Origin of the sequence: Enterobacter cloacae complex sp. 2022EL-00788 (genome assembly GCF_026627565.1) — a bacterium.
GTDB lineage: Bacteria > Pseudomonadota > Gammaproteobacteria > Enterobacterales > Enterobacteriaceae > Enterobacter > Enterobacter pasteurii.
Genome location: NZ_JAPNMC010000002.1, coordinates 409,508 through 429,066 on the forward strand (window position 1 = coordinate 409,508; position 19,559 = coordinate 429,066).

Consider the following 19,559-nt stretch of genomic DNA (forward strand, 5'->3'; position numbering starts at 1 on the left):
ATGAAACTCGAATTCTCAGTTTATCGTTATAACCCGGATGTAGACGATGCTCCGCGTATGCAGGATTACACCCTGGAAGCGGAAGAAGGTCGCGACATGATGCTGCTGGACGCCTTAATCCAGCTGAAGGAAAAAGATCCGACGCTGTCGTTCCGCCGCTCCTGCCGTGAAGGGGTGTGTGGCTCCGACGGTGTGAACATGAACGGCAAAAATGGCCTGGCCTGCATCACGCCAATTTCAGCGCTAAACCGTCCAGGCCAGAAAATTGTTATCCGTCCTCTGCCGGGGCTGCCTGTCGTGCGTGATTTGGTGGTGGACATGGGGCAATTCTATGCACAATATGAGAAGATTAAGCCTTACTTATTGAATAATGGGCAAAATCCACCCGCTCGCGAGCACTTACAGTCTCCCGAGCAGCGTGAAAAACTGGATGGGCTGTACGAGTGTATTCTCTGTGCATGTTGTTCAACGTCGTGTCCGTCATTCTGGTGGAACCCGGACAAGTTTATCGGCCCTGCGGGTCTGCTGGCTGCCTATCGCTTCCTGATCGACAGCCGCGATACCGAAACCGATAACCGCCTGGAAGGGCTAAGTGACGCTTTCAGCGTATTCCGCTGCCATAGCATCATGAACTGCGTCAGTGTGTGTCCTAAGGGGCTGAACCCGACGCGCGCCATCGGCCATATTAAGTCGATGCTGCTGCAGCGCAGTGCGTAAGTAGTGAGAGGGGAGCGGTGTTCCCCTCACCCTAACCCTCTCCCAAAGGGAGAGGGAACAGATTGCAGGAAATCTTTAAAAACTGCCGACGACCTTCCCCCTCTCCCTGTGGGAGAGGGTCGGGGTGAGGGGAAACCCTTAAGACAGTTTCTAAAGGTTCCTTCGCGGGCCAAAGTAAAAGAGCTCGCAGGTGAACCCCGGCACGTACACGTGGTGTGCGTGGTAGTTTCTACGGCGAAAGTAAGCATAAAAATGCTTAAGGGATCACGATGCAGAACGGCGCAATGAAAGCCTGGCTGGACTCTTCTTACCTCTCTGGTTCTAACCAGAGCTGGATAGAACAGCTCTATGAAGACTTCTTAACCGATCCTGACTCAGTGGACGCAAACTGGCGTTCCATGTTCCAGCAGTTGCCTGGTACAGGGGTCAAACCGGATCAATTCCATTCCAAAACACGTGATTATTTCCGTCGTCTGGCGAAGGATGCCTCACGTTACTCTTCTGCGATTTCCGACCCTGACACCAATGCGAAGCAGGTTAAAGTCCTGCAGCTTATCAACGCTTATCGCTTCCGCGGTCACCAGCATGCGAATCTCGATCCGCTGGGACTGTGGCAGCAGGAACGTGTGGCGGATCTCGATCCGGCCTATCACGATCTGACCGAGGCCGATTTCCAGGAAAGCTTTAACGTAGGTTCTTTTGCCATCGGCAAAGACACGATGAAGCTGGGCGATCTGATTGATGCGCTCAAGCAAACCTACTGCGGCTCTATCGGCGCGGAATATATGCACATTACCTCCACCGAAGAGAAACGCTGGATCCAACAGCGTATCGAATCCGTGGCGGGCCACGCGAATTTCTCGGCTGACGAGAAAAAACGTTTCCTGAGCGAACTGACCGCAGCCGAAGGCCTTGAGCGCTATCTGGGCGCAAAATTCCCGGGCGCGAAACGCTTCTCGCTGGAAGGCGGCGATGCGTTAGTCCCGATGCTGAAAGAGCTGATTCGTCATGCCGGTAAGAGCGGCACGCGCGAAGTGGTGCTGGGCATGGCGCACCGTGGCCGTCTGAACGTGCTGGTTAACGTGCTGGGTAAAAAACCGCAGGATCTGTTTGACGAGTTTGCGGGTAAACATAAAGAGCACCTCGGCACCGGTGACGTGAAGTACCACATGGGCTTCTCGTCGGATATCGAAACCGAGGGCGGCCAGGTTCACCTGGCGCTGGCGTTTAACCCGTCTCACCTCGAAATCGTCAGCCCGGTGGTAATCGGTTCCGTGCGCGCGCGTCTGGATCGTCTGGACGAGCCGAGCAGCAATAAAGTGCTGCCAATCACCATTCACGGCGATGCGGCGGTGACAGGGCAGGGCGTGGTTCAGGAAACCCTGAACATGTCGAAAGCGCGTGGTTATGAAGTGGGCGGTACCGTTCGCATCGTGATCAACAACCAGGTGGGCTTCACCACCTCGAACCCGCTGGATGCGCGCTCCACCCCGTACTGCACCGACATCGGTAAAATGGTTCAGGCGCCAATCTTCCACGTTAATGCGGATGATCCGGAAGCCGTTGCCTTTGTTACCCGTCTGGCGCTGGACTTCCGTAACACCTTTAAGCGTGATGTGTTCATTGACCTCTTCTGCTACCGCCGCCACGGCCACAACGAAGCGGATGAGCCAAGTGCAACCCAGCCGCTGATGTATCAGAAAATCAAAAAACACCCGACGCCGCGCAAAATCTATGCTGACAAGCTGGAAGGCGAAAACGTGGCGACGCTGGAAGATGCGACAGAGATGGTCAACCTCTACCGCGACGCGCTGGATGCGGGTGAATGCGTTGTGAAAGAGCTGCGCCCAATGAACATGCACTCCTTCACCTGGTCGCCGTACCTCAACCACGAGTGGGACGAGAGCTACCCGAACAAGGTAGAGATGAAGCGCCTGCAGGAGCTGGCTAAGCGCATCAGCACCGTGCCGGAAGCGATCGAGATGCAGTCTCGCGTGGCCAAAATCTATGGCGATCGCCAGGCGATGGCGGCGGGCGAGAAGCTGTTCGACTGGGGCGGCGCGGAAACGCTGGCTTATGCGACGCTGGTTGATGAAGGCATTCCGGTTCGTCTGTCCGGTGAAGATGCGGGCCGAGGCACCTTCTTCCACCGTCACGCGGTGGTTCACAACCAGTCTAACGGTTCAACCTATACCCCGCTTCAGCACGTGCATAACGGTCAGGGCCAGTTCAAGGTCTGGGACTCCGTGCTGTCTGAAGAAGCGGTACTGGCGTTCGAATACGGTTACGCTACCGCGGAGCCGCGCACCCTGACCATCTGGGAAGCGCAGTTCGGTGACTTCGCCAACGGTGCGCAGGTGGTTATCGACCAGTTCATCTCCTCCGGCGAGCAGAAGTGGGGCCGCATGTGTGGCCTGGTGATGCTGCTGCCGCACGGTTATGAAGGGCAGGGTCCGGAGCACTCCTCCGCGCGTCTGGAACGTTATCTGCAGCTCTGCGCCGAGCAGAACATGCAGGTTTGCGTGCCGTCCACCCCGGCTCAGGTGTACCACATGCTGCGTCGCCAGGCGCTGCGCGGTATGCGCCGTCCGCTGGTGGTCATGTCGCCGAAATCGCTGCTGCGCCATCCGCTGGCGGTCTCCAGCCTGGAAGAGCTGGCAAACGGCACCTTCCTGCCGGCCATCGGTGAAGTTGACGAACTGGATCCGCAGGGCGTTAAGCGTGTCGTGATGTGTTCTGGTAAGGTTTATTACGACCTGCTGGAACAGCGCCGTAAGAACGATCAGAAAGATGTCGCCATCGTGCGTATCGAACAGCTTTATCCGTTCCCGCATCAGGCGATGCAGGAAGTGCTGAAACAGTACGCTCACGTACATGATTTTGTCTGGTGCCAGGAAGAGCCGCTCAACCAGGGCGCGTGGTATTGCAGCCAGCATCATTTCCGTGAAGTGATTCCATTTGGGTCTGCTCTGCGTTATGCAGGTCGCCCGGCCTCCGCCTCTCCGGCGGTAGGGTATATGTCCGTTCACCAGAAGCAGCAACAAGATCTGGTCAATGACGCGCTGAACGTCGATTAATTAAAGGATACATAATGAGTAGCGTAGATATTCTTGTTCCCGACCTGCCTGAGTCCGTAGCAGATGCAACCGTCGCCACCTGGCACAAAAAACCAGGCGACGCGGTAACCCGCGACGAAGTGCTGGTAGAAATCGAAACTGACAAAGTGGTACTGGAAGTACCGGCTTCAGCGGATGGCATTCTGGATGCGGTCCTGGAAGATGAAGGTACGACCGTAACCTCTCGCCAGATCCTGGGTCGCCTGCGTGAAGGCAACAGCGCGGGCAAAGAGTCCAGTGCCAAATCTGAAGAGAAGGCGTCTACGCCGGCCCAGCGCCAGCAGGCTTCTCTGGAAGAGCAAAGCAACGACGCACTCAGCCCGGCGATCCGTCGCCTGCTGGCCGAGCACAGCCTCGATCCGGCAGCCATTAAAGGCACCGGCGTAGGCGGTCGTCTGACGCGTGAAGACATCGACAAGCATCTGGCAAAAGCGCCTTCTGATGCGAAAGCAGAAGCGAAAGCGCCTGCGGCAGCACCAGCGGCACAGCCTCAGCTTGGCGCACGTAGCGAAAAACGCGTGCCGATGACCCGCCTGCGCAAGCGCGTGGCCGAGCGTCTGCTGGAAGCGAAAAACTCTACCGCGATGCTGACCACGTTTAACGAAGTCAACATGAAGCCAATCATGGACCTGCGCAAGCAGTACGGTGACGCGTTTGAAAAACGTCACGGTATACGTCTGGGCTTTATGTCCTTCTACGTGAAAGCGGTGGTTGAAGCGCTGAAACGCTACCCGGAAGTGAACGCGTCTATCGATGGCGATGACGTGGTTTACCACAACTACTTCGACGTCAGCATGGCGGTTTCTACCCCACGCGGCCTGGTGACCCCGGTTCTGCGTGATGTGGACACCCTGGGCATGGCTGACATTGAGAAGAAAATTAAAGAGCTGGCCGTGAAAGGCCGCGACGGCAAGCTGACCGTAGACGACCTGACCGGCGGTAACTTCACCATTACCAACGGCGGCGTGTTTGGCTCGCTGATGTCTACCCCGATCATTAACCCGCCGCAGAGCGCGATCCTGGGTATGCACGCCATTAAAGATCGTCCTATGGCGGTAGACGGTAAAGTGGAGATCCTCCCAATGATGTATCTGGCGCTCTCTTACGATCACCGCCTGATCGACGGCCGCGAGTCCGTGGGCTTCCTGGTAGCGATTAAAGAGCTGCTGGAAGATCCAACGCGTCTGCTGCTGGACGTCTAGTCCCTTTTAGCATCACCTGCCCTGTAGGCCGGATAAGCCTTGCGCCGGCCTGCAGGTTTGAAGATAACGATTACCCTGAAGGATGGATAGAACACATGAACTTACATGAATATCAGGCCAAACAGCTGTTTGCCCGGTATGGCTTACCGGCTCCGGTGGGTTATGCCTGTACTACCCCGCGTGAAGCAGAAGAAGCCGCATCTAAAATCGGTTCCGGCCCGTGGGTAGTTAAATGTCAGGTTCACGCTGGTGGCCGTGGTAAAGCGGGCGGTGTGAAGGTTGTTAAGAGCAAAGAAGAGATCCGTGCCTTTGCTGAACATTGGCTCGGCAAGCGTCTGGTAACTTACCAGACGGATGCGAACGGCCAGCCGGTTAACCAGATCCTGGTTGAAGCTGCGACCGACATCGCAAAAGAACTGTATCTCGGCGCCGTGGTGGACCGTAGCTCCCGTCGCGTGGTGTTCATGGCGTCTACCGAAGGCGGCGTGGAAATTGAAAAAGTAGCGGAAGAGACCCCGCACCTGATCCATAAAGTCGCTATCGATCCGCTGGCCGGCCCAATGCCTTACCAGGGTCGCGAGCTGGCGTTCAAGCTGGGTCTGGAAGGCAAGCTGGTTCAGCAGTTCACCAAGATCTTTATGGGTCTGGCGACCATCTTCCTGGAGCGCGACCTGGCGCTGATCGAGATCAACCCGCTGGTGATCACTACCCAGGGCGATCTGATCTGCCTGGACGGCAAGCTGGGCGCTGACGGCAACGCGCTGTTCCGCCAGTCCGATCTGCGTGAAATGCGCGATCAGTCTCAGGAAGATCCGCGTGAAGCGCAGGCTGCACAGTGGGAACTGAACTACGTGGCGCTGGACGGCAACATCGGCTGCATGGTTAACGGCGCGGGCCTGGCAATGGGCACCATGGACATCGTTAAGCTGCACGGCGGTGAGCCAGCGAACTTCCTGGACGTGGGCGGTGGCGCAACCAAAGAGCGCGTAACCGAAGCGTTCAAAATCATTCTCTCTGACAGCAACGTGAAAGCCGTTCTGGTTAACATCTTCGGCGGTATCGTGCGTTGCGACCTGATCGCGGACGGTATCATCGGCGCGGTAGAAGAAGTGGGCGTTAACGTTCCGGTAGTGGTTCGTCTGGAAGGGAACAACGCTGAACTCGGCGCGAAAAAACTGGCTGACAGCGGCCTGAATATTATTGCAGCGAAAAGTCTGACGGATGCAGCTCAGCAGGTTGTTGCCGCAGTGGAGGGGAAATAATGTCCGTTTTAATTAATAAAGATACCAAGGTTATCTGCCAGGGCTTCACCGGTAGCCAGGGGACTTTCCACTCTGAACAGGCGATTGCCTACGGTACGCAGATGGTTGGCGGCGTGACGCCAGGTAAAGGCGGCACCACGCACCTGGGCCTGCCGGTGTTCAACACCGTGCGTGAAGCCGTAGAAGCAACCGGCGCTACCGCGACCGTGATCTACGTTCCGGCTCCGTTCTGCAAAGACTCCATTCTGGAAGCGATCGACGCAGGCATTAAGCTTATCATCACCATCACCGAAGGTATCCCGACGCTGGATATGCTGACCGTGAAGGTGAAGCTGGATGAAGCGGGCGTGCGCATGATCGGCCCGAACTGCCCGGGCGTTATCACCCCAGGCGAATGCAAAATAGGCATCATGCCGGGCCACATTCACAAGCCGGGCAAAGTGGGCATCGTTTCCCGCTCCGGTACCCTGACCTATGAAGCGGTTAAGCAGACCACCGACTACGGCTTCGGCCAGTCCACCTGCGTGGGCATCGGCGGTGACCCGATCCCGGGCTCTAACTTCATCGACATCCTGAAGCTGTTCCAGGAAGATCCACAGACCGAAGCGATCGTGATGATCGGTGAGATCGGCGGTAGCGCGGAAGAAGAAGCGGCTGCTTACATCAAAGATCACGTGACCAAGCCGGTAGTAGGCTACATCGCGGGCGTGACCGCGCCGAAAGGCAAGCGTATGGGTCACGCGGGGGCGATTATCGCCGGCGGTAAAGGTACGGCTGATGAGAAATTCGCAGCACTGGAAGCCGCAGGCGTGAAAACCGTTCGCAGCCTGGCGGATATCGGTGAAGCGCTGAAATCCATCATTAAGTAAGTCCTCTCTGCTCCCCGGAAGGGGGGCGTTGAAGTATAAAAAATGTCCGTTTCGACATGGTTGGCCGCTGTAAAGCGGCCTTTTTTATTGTCTGCGCCTGGCGACGAGGGTGAACCTGTAGTCGTCAGAGTTAAACACGTTGCGACTGTATTCAAATACCCGACCGTCTTTCAGGAACCCGCGAGAGACCTTTTCCAGAATCGGCTTCGCCGGATCGAGCGCCAGGGCGGCGATCGCCTCATCCGAGGGCATGATCGGAACCAGCTCCTGCTCGCTGCGATCGATAACCATCCTTTTGATCTGCTCAACGTAGTGGTATTTCGAATTTTCCATTACTTCCCAGGTAAGATCGGGGAACATCGCCAGCGGCATCCATGTCTCCTCCAGGTTTACCGGCTTTTCCCTGATGAAGCGTACGCGCTTGACGTGCCAGACCTTGTCATCCTGGTTAATTGCCAGCCTTGCAGCGAGCCTCTCATCGGCCTTGACCACTTCGAAGATTTTTACATCGCTGTGCGTATCGACGTTTCGATCCGCCAGCTTTTCGTAAAAGCCGGTGAGCTGATAAATGTCGTAATTCACCCGCTCCTCTTTTACATACGAGCCACTGCCCTGAATGCTTTCGATGATCTGCTCGTCGGCGAGCAGCTTCAGCGCCTGCCGCACGGTGACCCGGCTGACGCTAAACGCCTCCTGCAGGCTGGATTCCGTCGGCAGCGCGTCGCCTGGCTTTAACTCACCGGCATTGATTTTCTCGCGGAACGCATCGGCGATCTGCCGGTACCTCGGTTTATTGCCCATTCTTCGCGCCTGTTTAATACCTTTTCAGGGAATTATGCCTTTAGTGGATGATTTGTAAATAATACAACTACCATACAAATATCGTTATCAGTGAAAATGATCACATAAATGTATTATTAGGTCTGCCACAATCCTCCCCAGACAATAACTCTGCATATGTGAGGATCTTTATGAACCTGACGACCCTGACCGATCCGCGTGCTGTCTGCGTACAGGCGCAGTTTACAGGCCGCGATGAGGCAATACGCCAGCTTGCGATGCGGCTGGTGGCTTTGGGCAAAATCGCCGACGCCGATACGTTTCTGGCAGAAGTGTTCCATCGGGAATCGCTTGGCCCGACAGCGCTAGGGGAGGGGCTGGCCGTCCCTCATGGCAAATCAGCGGTCGTGAAGGAAGCGGCTTTTGCCGTGGCAACGCTGCGCGAACCGCTGGCATGGGAGGGCGTGGACGGGCCTGAAGAGGTTGAGCTGATTTTTCTGCTCGCCATTCCTCCCGCACAGGCGGGATCGACGCATATCCAGGTGCTGACGGCGCTGACCTCTCGCCTGGCGGACGACGATCTCAGGGCACGGGTGATGACGGCGACCAGCCCGGAAGCGGTGCTCGCTGCTCTGGAGACGAACCCGGAGACTGAAGAGGCCGACGTCGCCGTGAATGCCCAGACCATCGTCTGCGTGACCGCCTGTCCGGCCGGGATCGCCCATACCTATATGGCAGCGGAATATCTCGAAAAAGCGGGACGTCGGCTCGGCGTCAACGTGGTGGTAGAGAAGCAGGGGGCGAACGGCATTGAGGGGCGACTCACCGCGCAACAGCTGCGTGAGGCGAAAGCCTGCATCTTTGCTGCGGACGTGGCGATCAAAGAGAGCGAACGCTTTCACGGGATCCCCGCCATTTCCGTTCCCGTCGCGGAACCGTTGCGCCACGCGGAAGCGCTCATTGAGCGCGCGCTGGCGCTACGGCCTTCATCCGATGCGCGTTTTGCGCATCCCGATACTGAAGCGAAAAAGAGCGTTAAAACGGAACTCAAGCAGGCGCTTCTCAGCGGCATCTCCTTTGCGGTACCGCTGATTGTCGCTGGCGGTACGGTGCTGGCCGTGTCGGTACTGCTGGCGCAGCTTCTGGGCTTACAGCATCTCTTCGATCAGGAAAACTCGTGGCTGTGGTTGTATCGCAAGCTGGGCGGCGGCATGCTCGGCATTCTGATGGTGCCGGTTCTGGCGGCCTATACCGCTTACTCGCTGGCGGATAAACCTGCTCTCACGCCGGGCTTTGCTGCCGGCTTAGCCGCCAATACGATCGGTGCCGGTTTTCTGGGCGCAATCGTCGGCGGGCTTATTGCAGGCTACCTGATGCGCTGGGTAAAAAATCATATTCGCCTGAGCAGCCGCTACAACGGCTTTCTGACCTTTTATCTCTATCCGGTGATCGGCGTGCTCGGCGCAGGCAGCCTGATGCTGTTTGCGATCGGCGAACCGGTGGCCTGGGTCAATACCGCGCTGACCGCCTGGCTTAACGGGCTGTCCGGCGCAAATGCGCTGCTCCTGGGCGCGATCCTCGGCTTTATGTGCTCGTTCGACCTGGGCGGGCCGGTCAATAAGGCTTCTTACGCCTTTTGCCTGGGAGCGATGGCTAACGGCGTCTACGGGCCTTATGCGATCTTTGCCTCCGTCAAAATGGTATCGGCCTTTACCGTCACGGCGTCAACGATGCTGGCGCCGAAACTGTTTAAGCAGTTCGAAATAGAAACCGGAAAATCCACCTGGCTACTGGGGCTGGCGGGCATTACGGAAGGGGCGATACCGATGGCTATCGAGGATCCGCTGCGTGTCATCGGCTCATTTGTTCTGGGGTCAATGGCGACCGGGGCGATTGTCGGGGCGATGGGCATTGGGCTCTCCACCCCGGGAGCCGGTATTTTCTCCCTCTTCTTACTGCACGATGCCGGGCTCGGCGGCGTGATGGCCGCTGCGGGCTGGTTTGGCGCCGCGCTGATCGGCTCCGCAATCTCCACGCTTATTTTACTGCTCTGGCGGCGTCAGGCCGTGGCGAGCGGCAAATACGTGGCCGAAGACATTCCATCCTAAACACGCACTGACAGGAAACGAAGATGAAAGCCGTATCTCGCGTTCATATCACGCCACATATGCACTGGGACCGTGAGTGGTACTTCACCACCGAAGCGTCACGTATTCTTCTGGTCAATAATATGGAAGAGATCCTCACCCGTCTTGAGCAGGACGCGGAGTATAAGTACTACGTTCTGGATGGCCAGACGGCGGTGCTGGAGGATTATTTTGCGGTGAAGCCGGAAAACAGGCCGCGCGTGAAAGCGCTGGTAGAGGCCGGAAAGCTCATCATCGGGCCGTGGTATACCCAGACGGACACCACTATTGTCTCCGGTGAGTCGATTGTGCGAAATCTGATGTACGGCATTCGCGACTGCATGGCCTTTGGCGAGCCGATGAAGATTGGCTATCTGCCGGACTCCTTCGGGATGTCTTCCCAGCTGCCGCACATTTATAACGGTTTTGGCATCACGCGCACCCTGTTCTGGCGCGGCTGTTCCGAGCGTCACGGTACCGATAAAACCGAATTCCTCTGGCAGAGCCAGGACGGGAGTGAAGTTACGGCGCAGGTGCTGCCGCTGGGTTACGCGATTGGTAAGTACTTACCGGAGGATGAAGCCGGGCTGCGGAAACGGCTCGACAGCTATTTTGAGGTGCTCGAAAAAGCCTCGGTAACGAAGGAAATTTTGCTGCCTAACGGCCATGACCAGATGCCGCTACAGCAGAACATTTTTGCGGTGATGGATAAACTTCGGAAAATATATCCGCAGCGTCAGTTTGTCATGAGCCGCTTTGAGGAGGTGTTTGACCGCATCGACGCGCGCCGCGACGAGCTGGCGACGCTGAAAGGGGAGTTTATTGACGGCAAATACATGCGCGTGCACCGCACGATTGGCTCCACGCGGATGGACATTAAGATTGCCCACGCCCGTATCGAGAATAAAATCGTCAACGTGCTTGAGCCGCTGGCCACGCTTGCCTGGACGCTGGGCTTTGAGTATCACCACGGTTTGCTGGAAAAAATGTGGAAGGAGATCCTCAAGAATCACGCCCACGACAGTATCGGCTGCTGCTGTAGCGACAAAGTGCACCGCGAGGTGATGTCCCGCTTCGAGCTGGCGGAAGACATGGCCGATAACCTGACGCGCTTCTATATGCGCAAGATTGTCGACAACATGCCGCACAGCGATGAGGACAAGCTGGTGATGTTTAACCTGACGCCGTGGCCGCGCGAGGAAGTCATTAACACCACGCTGCGTCTGCGCGCCAGCCGTTTCCGCCTGCTGGACGATAAGGGAAATGAAATCCCTTATTACCTCCGCGGCGCGCGTGAGATCGACCCCGGTCTGATTGACCGTCAGATTGTGCATTACGGTAACTACGATCCCTTCATGGAGTTTGACATCCAGATCGCTCAAATCTTGCCGTCAATGGGTTACCGCACGCTTTATATCGAGCCGCACGTGGCCGGCAGGGTGCTCTTACCGGCAGATTCCCCGGAGGCCCTGCTGGAAAATGCATTCTGGGAGATTACGCTGAATGGGGACGGAACCCTGCGCCTGCTCGACAAAGCGTCCGGACTTATCTATGACCGCGCGCTGGAAATTGAAGAGAGCTCGGACGATGGCGATGAGTATGATTATTCGCCTTCGCGCGAGGAGTGGAGACTCACTTCAGCGCAGGGCGAGCATCAGGTGGAGGTGTTCCACGAAGCCTGGCAGAGCAGTGCGGTGATCCGCCATCGTATGGCGGTGCCGGCCAGTCTGGCCGAACGTTCTGCGCGTCAGCGGACGGGGACGCTTGAGGCTGAAATGACGATTACGCTCAGCCATAACAGCCGGCGTATTGACGTTGAGGCGCGTCTGGAAAACCATGCGGACGACCATCGTGTTCGGGTGCTGATCCCAACGCCCTTCACCACCGAGGAGGTGTTAGCCGACACCCAGTTCGGTTCGCTGACGCGTCCCGTACGGGATGAGGCGATGGCCAGCTGGCAGGAGGAGGGCTGGAAGGAAGCGCCGCTGCCGGTGTGGAACCTGCTTAATTACGCGGTGCTTCAGGAAAGACGCAACGGAATGGCGCTTTTCACCGAAGGGTTGCGCGAATTTGAGGTAACTGGCGAGCGTCAAAAAACCTTCGCCCTGACGCTGCTTCGCGGCGTGGGGGTACTGGGGAAGGAGGATTTACTTCTGCGACCGGGCAGACCGTCCGGGATCAAAATGCCCGTGCCGGATTCGCAGGTGCGTGGTCAGCTAACCTGCCGCTTTAGCCTGTTCAGCTTTAACGGTACGCCTGTGAGTGCCGGCGTGGCGCAGCAGGCGAAATCATGGTTAACGCCCGTGCACTGCTATAACAAAATCCCGTGGGATGCGATGAAGCTTAACCGGGCCGCAGTCACCGCACCTACAAGTTACAGCCTGCTGACGCTGGCGCCAAACGGGTGTGTACTCAGCGCGCTTAAAAAGGCGGAAGATCGTGACGAGATGATTCTGCGCCTGTACAACCCTTCGGAGACCCGCTCCTGTGACGTGGCGATTACCGTGAATCGTGCGGTTAAGGCCTGCGGCGAAACGGACATGAATGAGAGGTTTACCGCAGCAGGAGAGGGCGGGGCGGGCATTTCCGGGCCATTCCGTGCCGGGCAGTCGCGCACTTTTAGCCTGAAGATTGACCGGTAACGCTCGCCGCAATAAAAAGGCCGCAGAGGGGGCGGCCTTTTTTAATGAATAATCACGCAGAGGTGTTAATTTCAAGACCATTAAAAGTGAATAAAATGTAACCACGTGCCCTGCCAGCATAGCAATAAAAAAATACTGTGAAGCGGATAACATAATATGTTTATCTTTATGCCAAATACGTTTTTCCTGCCGCGTTAATAAAAATCACATCTGTTTATATTATCTTCTGCCTTTTATAACCATTCACGACTTTCAATATACATATCGTTAACATGGTTTTTACTATCCATATCACAAAGAAACATCATTAACAGAGCCGGCCGTTTTTGATTTAAATCAATGTTTAATACTTGGAAAAAGGCTCCAAAAGGCGTTAAATTGTTCCCGATCAAAATGGCCTAAAAGTGGTAATTTTGCTATAAATTGATCGCCGTCGAAAAACGTAAATCTGTTCGAATAAAAACCTGTTTATTGTAAGGGTTTTGCAGCGTATTATATTTGCGGGATCAATTTGGTTTTTTCTTAACGTATTTGTAACCTTTCATCACTGCTTTTTTCTTGTCGGGAATAAGCAATGAAGAAGGGATGCAGATTACTTTGTATTGGGGCATGCGTGTGGATCCTTATCTAACGGGAACCACTCTCGGAGTCTTCATGCGATGAGCAAGGAGTCATAATGTTAGACGTAGTCGAACTGTCGCGCTTACAGTTTGCCTTGACCGCGATGTACCACTTCCTGTTTGTACCGCTGACGCTCGGTATGGCGTTCCTGCTGGCAATCATGGAAACGGTTTACGTCCTCTCCGGCAAACAGATTTATAAAGATATGACCAAGTTCTGGGGCAAGTTGTTTGGTATCAACTTTGCGCTGGGCGTGGCAACCGGTCTGACCATGGAGTTCCAGTTCGGGACTAACTGGTCTTATTATTCCCACTACGTTGGGGATATCTTCGGTGCGCCGCTGGCCATTGAAGGTCTGATGGCCTTCTTCCTCGAATCCACCTTTGTAGGTCTGTTCTTCTTCGGCTGGGACCGTCTGGGCAAAGTCCAGCATATGGCGGTAACCTGGCTGGTGGCATTAGGCTCCAACCTGTCCGCACTGTGGATCCTGGTGGCGAACGGCTGGATGCAAAACCCCATCGCGTCTGATTTCAACTTCGAAACCATGCGTATGGAGATGGTCAGCTTCGCTGAGCTGGTCCTGAACCCGGTTGCTCAGGTTAAATTCGTACACACCGTAGCGTCTGGCTATGTGTGCGGCGCCATGTTCGTACTGGGCATCAGCTCCTACTACATGCTGCGCGGTCGTGACTTCGCCTTCGCAAAACGCTCTTTTGCTATCGCAGCAAGCTTCGGTATGGCAGCAATTCTGTCTGTTATCGTTCTGGGTGATGAATCCGGTTACGAAATGGGCGACGTGCAGAAAACCAAGCTGGCCGCGATTGAAGCGGAATGGGAAACCCAGCCTGCGCCGGCAGCGTTTACCCTGTTCGGTATTCCCGATCAGGACGCGCAGGAAAACCGCTTCGCCATTCAAATTCCTTACGCGCTGGGCATCATCGCCACCCGTTCCGTCGATAAACAGGTTACTGGCCTGAAAGATCTGATGGTGCAGCACGAAGAGCGTATCCGTAACGGGATGAAAGCTTACTCGCTGCTGGAGCAGCTGCGCGCCGGCTCTACCGACCAGGCCGTTCGCGATCGGTTTAACGACGTGAAGAAAGACCTCGGTTACGGTCTGCTGCTGAAACGCTATACCCCGAACGTCTCCGACGCGACGGAAGCGCAGATCCAGATGGCAACCAAAGACTCTATTCCACGCGTTGCGCCGCTGTACTTCGCGTTCCGTATCATGGTGGGCTGCGGCATTATCATGCTGCTGATCATCGCGGCCTCGTTCTGGTCAGTGATTCGTAACCGTATCGGTGAGAAAAAATGGCTGCTGCGCACGGCGCTGTACGGTATCCCACTGCCATGGATTGCTATCGAATCCGGCTGGTTTGTCGCGGAATATGGCCGTCAGCCATGGGCGATTGGTGAGGTGCTGCCAACGGCGGTAGCGAACTCCTCCCTGACCGCAGGCGACCTGATCTTCTCCATGCTGCTGATTTGTGGTCTGTACACCCTGTTCCTGGTGGCTGAACTGTTCCTGATGTTCAAGTTCGCGCGCCTTGGCCCGAGCAGCCTGAAAACCGGTCGCTACCACTACGAGCAGTCTGCTGTGACTACTCAGCCGGCACGCTAAGACAGGAGTCATCAAATGATCGATTATGAAGTATTGCGTTTTGTCTGGTGGCTGCTGATCGGTGTTCTGCTGATCGGTTTTGCGGTCACCGATGGTTTCGACATGGGCGTGGGCATGCTCACCCGTTTCCTCGGTCGTAATGACACCGAGCGTCGAATCATGATCAACTCCATCGCCCCGCACTGGGACGGTAACCAGGTGTGGCTGATCACCGCAGGCGGCGCGCTGTTCGCGGCCTGGCCGATGGTCTACGCGGCTGCGTTCTCCGGCTTCTATGTGGCGATGATTCTGGTGCTGGCGTCTTTATTCTTCCGTCCGGTTGGTTTCGACTACCGTTCCAAGATTGAAGATACCCGCTGGCGCAACATGTGGGACTGGGGCATCTTTATTGGTAGCTTCGTTCCACCGCTGGTGATTGGTGTGGCATTCGGTAACCTGCTGCAGGGCGTACCGTTCCACGTCGACGAGTACATGCGTCTGTTCTACACCGGCAACTTCTTCCAGCTGCTGAATCCGTTTGGTCTGCTGGCGGGTGTGGTGAGCGTGGCGATGATCATCACGCAGGGCGCAACGTATCTGCAGATGCGTACCGTGGGTGAACTGCACCTGCGCTCCCGTGCTACCGCCCAGGTTGCGGCGCTGGTGACGCTGGTCTGCTTTGCGCTGGCCGGCGTGTGGGTGGTGTACGGTATTGATGGTTACGTGGTGACATCCGCCATTAACCACACTGCACCGTCTAACCCGCTGACCAAAGAAGTGGCGCGTCAGGCAGGTGCATGGCTGGTGAACTTCAATAATACCCCTGCGCTGTGGGCTATCCCGGCTCTGGGTGTGCTGCTGCCGCTGCTGACCGTGCTGACGTCTCGTCTGGAGAAAGGCGCCCTGGCGTTCGTGTTCTCTTCACTGACGCTGGCGTGCATCATCCTGACGGCCGGTATTGCTATGTTCCCGTTCGTGATGCCATCCAGCACCATGATGAACGCTAGCCTGACCATGTGGGATGCAACGTCCAGCCAGCTGACGCTGAACCTGATGACGTATGTTGCTTGTGTATTCGTACCGATTATCCTGCTCTACACCTCCTGGTGTTACTGGAAAATGTTCGGTCGTATCACTAAAGAACATATCGAAAGCAACACCCACTCTATGTATTAAGTAAGGAGCTGAATATGTGGTATTTCGCATGGATTTTAGGGACGCTTCTTGCCTGTGCATTTGGTGTCATCACTGCCCTGGCGCTTGAGCATGTTGAAGCGTCTAAAGCAGGTGAAGAAAAACACTAATGAACATTATCGCAACGTTATATGCGGTAATGGATAAGCGCCCGTTACGGGCGCTTTCTTTAGTGATGGCATTACTGCTGGCAGGCTGTATCTTCTGGGACCCGTCGCGCTTCGCGGCGAAAACCAGCGAGCTTGAGATCTGGCACGGCTTCCTGATGATGTGGGCGGTGTGTGCAGGGGTCATTCACGGTGTCGGCTTTCGACCGAAAGCGATTCACTGGCAGGGCATCTTCAGTCCGCTGATTGCCGATCTGGTTCTCATCGCCGGTTTGATTTTCTTCTTCTTCTGAATAAGAAATGTCCGTTAACGATATGGGCTTACCCGAGCCCATAAAAATTTACTCTCCGTTTACTTTCCCCCATTCCAAACCATCATTCCCGCGCGTATAGTAGCGAAGTTTGAAAGCCCCAACTTTTCATGTTTTACCGGGATGTAAAGTGAATACAACGCTGTTTCGATGGCCGGTACGTGTCTATTACGAAGATACCGATGCCGGTGGTGTGGTCTACCACGCCAGCTACGTTGCTTTTTATGAACGGGCACGCACAGAGATGCTGCGCCATCATCACTTTAGTCAACAGGTGCTGTTGGCTGAGCGAGTTGCCTTTGTGGTACGCAAGATGACGCTTGAGTATTTTGCGCCTGCCAGACTCGACGATATGCTCGAAGTCCAAACTGAAATTACATCAATGCGCGGAACTTCACTGGTTTTCACGCAGCGGATAGTCAATGCAGAGAACACGGTACTGAACTCAGCTGAAGTCCTGATTGTCTGTGTTGATCCAACCATAATGAAGCCTCGTGCGCTTCCTAAGTCTATTGTCGCGGAGTTTAAGCAGTGACTGACATGAATATCCTTGATTTGTTCCTGAAGGCAAGCCTTCTGGTTAAACTTATCATGTTGATTTTGATTGGTTTTTCAATCGCTTCCTGGGCCATCATCATCCAGAGAACGCGTATCCTCAATGCCGCTGGGCGCGAAGCCGAAGCGTTTGAAGATAAGTTCTGGTCGGGTATTGAGCTTTCTCGTCTGTATCAGGAAAGCCAGGGACGCCGTGATAACCTTTCTGGCTCCGAACAAATTTTCTACAGCGGTTTCAAAGAGTTTGCTCGCTTACACCGTGCTAACAGCCATGCGCCGGAAGCCGTGGTAGAAGGCGCGTCGCGTGCGATGCGCATCTCCATGAACCGCGAGCTGGAAAATCTTGAAACGCATATTCCATTCCTCGGCACCGTAGGCTCCATCAGCCCGTATATCGGCCTGTTTGGTACGGTATGGGGGATCATGCACGCCTTTATCGCCCTTGGCGCGGTGAAGCAGGCAACGTTGCAGATGGTAGCACCGGGTATCGCAGAAGCACTGATCGCAACCGCAATCGGTCTGTTCGCCGCAATTCCGGCGGTGATGGCGTACAACCGTCTGAACCAGCGCGTGAACAAACTGGAACTGAACTACGACAACTTTATGGAAGAGTTCACCGCGATTCTGCATCGTCAGGCGTTTACCAGCACCGAGAGCAACAAGGGGTAAACCATGGCCAGATCGCGTGGACGAGGTCGTCGCGAGCTCAAGTCCGAAATCAATATCGTTCCGTTACTGGACGTGCTGCTGGTGCTGCTGCTGATCTTTATGGCGACAGCCCCCATCATCACCCAGAGCGTGGAAGTTGATCTGCCGGATGCGACAGAATCACAGGCGGTAAGCACCAATGACGATCCTCCGGTCATCATTGAGGTTTCCGGCGTAGGGCAGTACAGCGTGGTGGTCGAGAAGGATCGTATGGATCAGCTCCCCCCAGAGCAGGTTATTGCTGAAGCGCAACGACGCCTGGAGTCAAATCCGAAGACGGTCTTCTTAATCGGTGGTGCGAAAGACGTACCATATGATGAAATTATCAAAGCGCTGAACTTGCTACATAGCGCGGGCGTTAAGTCAGTTGGCTTAATGACTCAGCCTATTTGATCATCTGCGTAGTTTTTGGGAACCGATAGTGTCAAAGGCAACCGAACAGAACGACAAGCTTAAGCGAGCGATAATCGTCTCCGCAGTGCTGCACGTGATTCTTTTTGCAGCGCTGATCGGGAGTTCGTTCGATGAGCACATTGATGCATCGGGCGGTGGTGGAGGCTCATCCATCGACGCCGTCATGGTAGATCCCGGTGCGGTAGTGCAGAACTATAATCGTCAGCAACAGCAGCAGGCGAGCGCAAAACGCGCTGAAGAGCAGCGTGAAAAACAGGCGCAACAGCAGGCGGAAGAGCTGCGTGAAAAGCAGGCCGCCGAGCAGGAACGTTTGAAGCAGCTTGAGAAAGAGCGTTTGCAGGCGCAGGAAGCCGCGAAAGAGCAGGCGGAGCAGCAGAAACAGGCTGAAGCCGCAGCGAAGAAAGCGCAGGAACAGCAGAAGCAGGCGGAGGAGGCGGCAGCCAAAGCCGCTGCAGACGCTAAGGCGCAGGCAGATGCTCAGGCGAAAGTAGCCGCAGAAGCGGCGAAAAAAGCCGCTGCTGACGCGCAGAAGAAGGCCGAAGCAGAAGCCGCGAAGAAGGCCGCTGCTGATGCGAAGAAGAAAGCGGAAGCCGAAGCCGCGAAAAAAGCCGCTGCTGACGCACAGAAGAAAGCCGAAGCAGAAGCCGCGAAGAAAGCCGCCCAGGAAGCAGAGAAAAAAGCGGCCGCCGAAGCGGCGAAGAAAGCGGCTGCCGCTGAGAAAGCTGCGGCAGAAAAAGCCGCCGCTGCGGAAAAAGCCGCTGCTGATAAAAAAGCTGCAGCTGAGAAAGCCGCTGCCGATAAGAAAGCAGCAGCCGAAAAAGCCGCTGCTAAAAAGGCCGCTGCCGCTGAGAAAGCTGCCGCAGCCGCAGGAGTTGACGATCTGCTGGGCGACCTGAGTTCCGGTAAGAATGCACCGAAAACGGGCGGTGGGGCGAAAGGAAATGGACAGCCGTCAAAAGACAGCGGTACCTCCGGAGCCAACGGTGGGGCAACAGGTGCAGATATCAGTGCTTATGCCAAACAGATCCAGGTTGCGATTCAGAGCCGACTCTTTGATGCAGGCCTGTATCAGGGCAAGCAATGCGTACTGCACATCAATCTTGCGCCAGACGGCAGGTTGAAAAGCGTGACGTCTGAAGGGGGCGATCCTGCGCTCTGTCAGGCTGCGCTGGCCGCAGCCAGATCGGCGAACATTCCTAAACCGCCTAGCGAGGCTGTTTATGAAAGGATAAAAGATGCCAAACTGGACTTTAAGCTGTAATCAACTCTTCTAACGGAAGTATGAAAAACAGTCTATGGTCGTAAACAGGATAAGTAGTTTTGTCTATTTGG

At 55.6% G+C, this 19,559-nt stretch carries 16 protein-coding genes; 15 read left to right on the forward strand and 1 reads right to left on the reverse strand.

The window, feature by feature from the left end; all coding sequences use genetic code 11:
- From sdhB to sucD, 5 genes are all read left to right on the forward strand, one after another.
- The gene (gene sdhB / locus OWK27_RS04565; RefSeq protein ID WP_148420810.1) at window positions 1-717 is read left to right on the forward strand and encodes a succinate dehydrogenase iron-sulfur subunit SdhB; all 717 of its coding nucleotides are present in this window, start codon (window positions 1-3) and stop codon (window positions 715-717) included.
- A 269-nt stretch (window positions 718-986) separates the two neighbouring features.
- Window positions 987-3,794: a 2-oxoglutarate dehydrogenase E1 component gene (sucA, locus tag OWK27_RS04570; RefSeq protein WP_148420809.1), complete on the forward strand. Its 2,808-nt coding sequence runs from the start codon at window positions 987-989 to the stop codon at window positions 3,792-3,794.
- 14 nt (window positions 3,795-3,808) lie between these two features.
- The gene (gene odhB / locus OWK27_RS04575) at window positions 3,809-5,035 is read left to right on the forward strand and encodes a 2-oxoglutarate dehydrogenase complex dihydrolipoyllysine-residue succinyltransferase (RefSeq protein ID WP_148420808.1); all 1,227 of its coding nucleotides are present in this window, start codon (window positions 3,809-3,811) and stop codon (window positions 5,033-5,035) included.
- A gap of 95 nt (window positions 5,036-5,130) precedes the next feature.
- Window positions 5,131-6,297, forward strand: coding sequence for an ADP-forming succinate--CoA ligase subunit beta (sucC, locus tag OWK27_RS04580; protein ID WP_017384968.1), 1,167 nt, complete (start codon window positions 5,131-5,133; stop codon window positions 6,295-6,297).
- A complete protein-coding gene (gene sucD, locus OWK27_RS04585; protein ID WP_006809578.1) occupies window positions 6,297-7,166 on the forward strand; it encodes a succinate--CoA ligase subunit alpha in 870 nt (289 codons plus the stop codon). The genes sucC and sucD overlap by 1 nt, the downstream gene beginning before the upstream one ends.
- An 84-nt stretch (window positions 7,167-7,250) precedes the next feature.
- On the opposite strand, the gene OWK27_RS04590 is transcribed toward sucD, so the two are convergent.
- Window positions 7,251-7,967, reverse strand: a complete 717-nt coding sequence (locus tag OWK27_RS04590; RefSeq protein WP_148420807.1) for a GntR family transcriptional regulator — start codon at window positions 7,965-7,967, stop codon at window positions 7,251-7,253.
- A 170-nt stretch (window positions 7,968-8,137) separates the two neighbouring features.
- On the opposite strand from OWK27_RS04590, the gene mngA reads away from it, so the two are divergent.
- The 10 genes from mngA to tolA all read left to right on the forward strand — a co-directional run bounded on the left by mngA (window position 8,138) and on the right by tolA (window position 19,488).
- Window positions 8,138-10,054 (forward strand): PTS 2-O-a-mannosyl-D-glycerate transporter subunit IIABC, encoded by a 1,917-nt coding sequence (mngA, locus tag OWK27_RS04595; protein WP_267589919.1) that lies wholly within the window; start codon window positions 8,138-8,140, stop codon window positions 10,052-10,054.
- 23 nt (window positions 10,055-10,077) lie between these two features.
- Window positions 10,078-12,714: a mannosylglycerate hydrolase gene (gene mngB / locus OWK27_RS04600; protein WP_267589920.1), complete on the forward strand. Its 2,637-nt coding sequence runs from the start codon at window positions 10,078-10,080 to the stop codon at window positions 12,712-12,714.
- 676 nt (window positions 12,715-13,390) lie between these two features.
- Window positions 13,391-14,959 (forward strand): cytochrome ubiquinol oxidase subunit I, encoded by a 1,569-nt coding sequence (cydA, locus tag OWK27_RS04605; RefSeq protein ID WP_148420804.1) that lies wholly within the window; start codon window positions 13,391-13,393, stop codon window positions 14,957-14,959.
- 15 nt (window positions 14,960-14,974) lie between these two features.
- A complete protein-coding gene (gene cydB / locus OWK27_RS04610; RefSeq protein ID WP_148420803.1) occupies window positions 14,975-16,114 on the forward strand; it encodes a cytochrome d ubiquinol oxidase subunit II in 1,140 nt (379 codons plus the stop codon).
- A 14-nt stretch (window positions 16,115-16,128) separates the two neighbouring features.
- On the forward strand, window positions 16,129-16,242 hold the full coding sequence (gene cydX / locus OWK27_RS04615) for a cytochrome bd-I oxidase subunit CydX (RefSeq protein ID WP_006177208.1): 114 nt from the start codon (window positions 16,129-16,131) through the stop codon (window positions 16,240-16,242).
- Complete coding sequence (gene ybgE, locus OWK27_RS04620) at window positions 16,242-16,532, forward strand: cyd operon protein YbgE (RefSeq protein ID WP_252005087.1); 291 nt, start codon at window positions 16,242-16,244, stop codon at window positions 16,530-16,532. Before cydX ends, ybgE begins: the two co-directional genes overlap by 1 nt.
- 148 nt (window positions 16,533-16,680) lie before the next feature.
- A complete protein-coding gene (gene ybgC, locus OWK27_RS04625) occupies window positions 16,681-17,085 on the forward strand; it encodes a tol-pal system-associated acyl-CoA thioesterase (protein ID WP_003858593.1) in 405 nt (134 codons plus the stop codon).
- Complete coding sequence (gene tolQ / locus OWK27_RS04630; RefSeq protein ID WP_003858590.1) at window positions 17,082-17,774, forward strand: Tol-Pal system protein TolQ; 693 nt, start codon at window positions 17,082-17,084, stop codon at window positions 17,772-17,774. Before ybgC ends, tolQ begins: the two co-directional genes overlap by 4 nt.
- 3 nt (window positions 17,775-17,777) lie before the next feature.
- Entirely contained in the window at window positions 17,778-18,206 is a 429-nt protein-coding gene (gene tolR / locus OWK27_RS04635) for a colicin uptake protein TolR (RefSeq protein ID WP_003858589.1), read from the forward strand.
- A 28-nt stretch (window positions 18,207-18,234) separates the two neighbouring features.
- On the forward strand, window positions 18,235-19,488 hold the full coding sequence (tolA, locus tag OWK27_RS04640) for a cell envelope integrity protein TolA (RefSeq protein ID WP_267589921.1): 1,254 nt from the start codon (window positions 18,235-18,237) through the stop codon (window positions 19,486-19,488).
- The last annotated feature ends 71 nt before the right edge of the window (window positions 19,489-19,559 follow it).

Excerpts from the sequence above, each read along its gene's own strand:
- odhB (WP_148420808.1), top strand. The coding sequence starts at position 3,809 with ATGAGTAGCGTAGATATTCTTGTTCCCGACCTGCCTGAGTCCGTAGCA.
- tolR (WP_003858589.1), top strand. The coding sequence starts at position 17,778 with ATGGCCAGATCGCGTGGACGAGGTCGTCGCGAGCTCAAGTCCGAAATC.
- cydX (WP_006177208.1), top strand. The coding sequence starts at position 16,129 with ATGTGGTATTTCGCATGGATTTTAGGGACGCTTCTTGCCTGTGCATTT.
- sucA (WP_148420809.1), top strand. The coding sequence starts at position 987 with ATGCAGAACGGCGCAATGAAAGCCTGGCTGGACTCTTCTTACCTCTCT.
- sucC (WP_017384968.1), top strand. The coding sequence starts at position 5,131 with ATGAACTTACATGAATATCAGGCCAAACAGCTGTTTGCCCGGTATGGC.
- sucD (WP_006809578.1), top strand. The coding sequence starts at position 6,297 with ATGTCCGTTTTAATTAATAAAGATACCAAGGTTATCTGCCAGGGCTTC.
- mngB (WP_267589920.1), top strand. The coding sequence starts at position 10,078 with ATGAAAGCCGTATCTCGCGTTCATATCACGCCACATATGCACTGGGAC.
- cydB (WP_148420803.1), top strand. The coding sequence starts at position 14,975 with ATGATCGATTATGAAGTATTGCGTTTTGTCTGGTGGCTGCTGATCGGT.
- ybgE (WP_252005087.1), top strand. The coding sequence starts at position 16,242 with ATGAACATTATCGCAACGTTATATGCGGTAATGGATAAGCGCCCGTTA.
- mngA (WP_267589919.1), top strand. The coding sequence starts at position 8,138 with ATGAACCTGACGACCCTGACCGATCCGCGTGCTGTCTGCGTACAGGCG.
- sdhB (WP_148420810.1), top strand. The coding sequence starts at position 1 with ATGAAACTCGAATTCTCAGTTTATCGTTATAACCCGGATGTAGACGAT.
- OWK27_RS04590 (WP_148420807.1), bottom strand. The coding sequence starts at position 7,967 with ATGGGCAATAAACCGAGGTACCGGCAGATCGCCGATGCGTTCCGCGAG.
- cydA (WP_148420804.1), top strand. The coding sequence starts at position 13,391 with ATGTTAGACGTAGTCGAACTGTCGCGCTTACAGTTTGCCTTGACCGCG.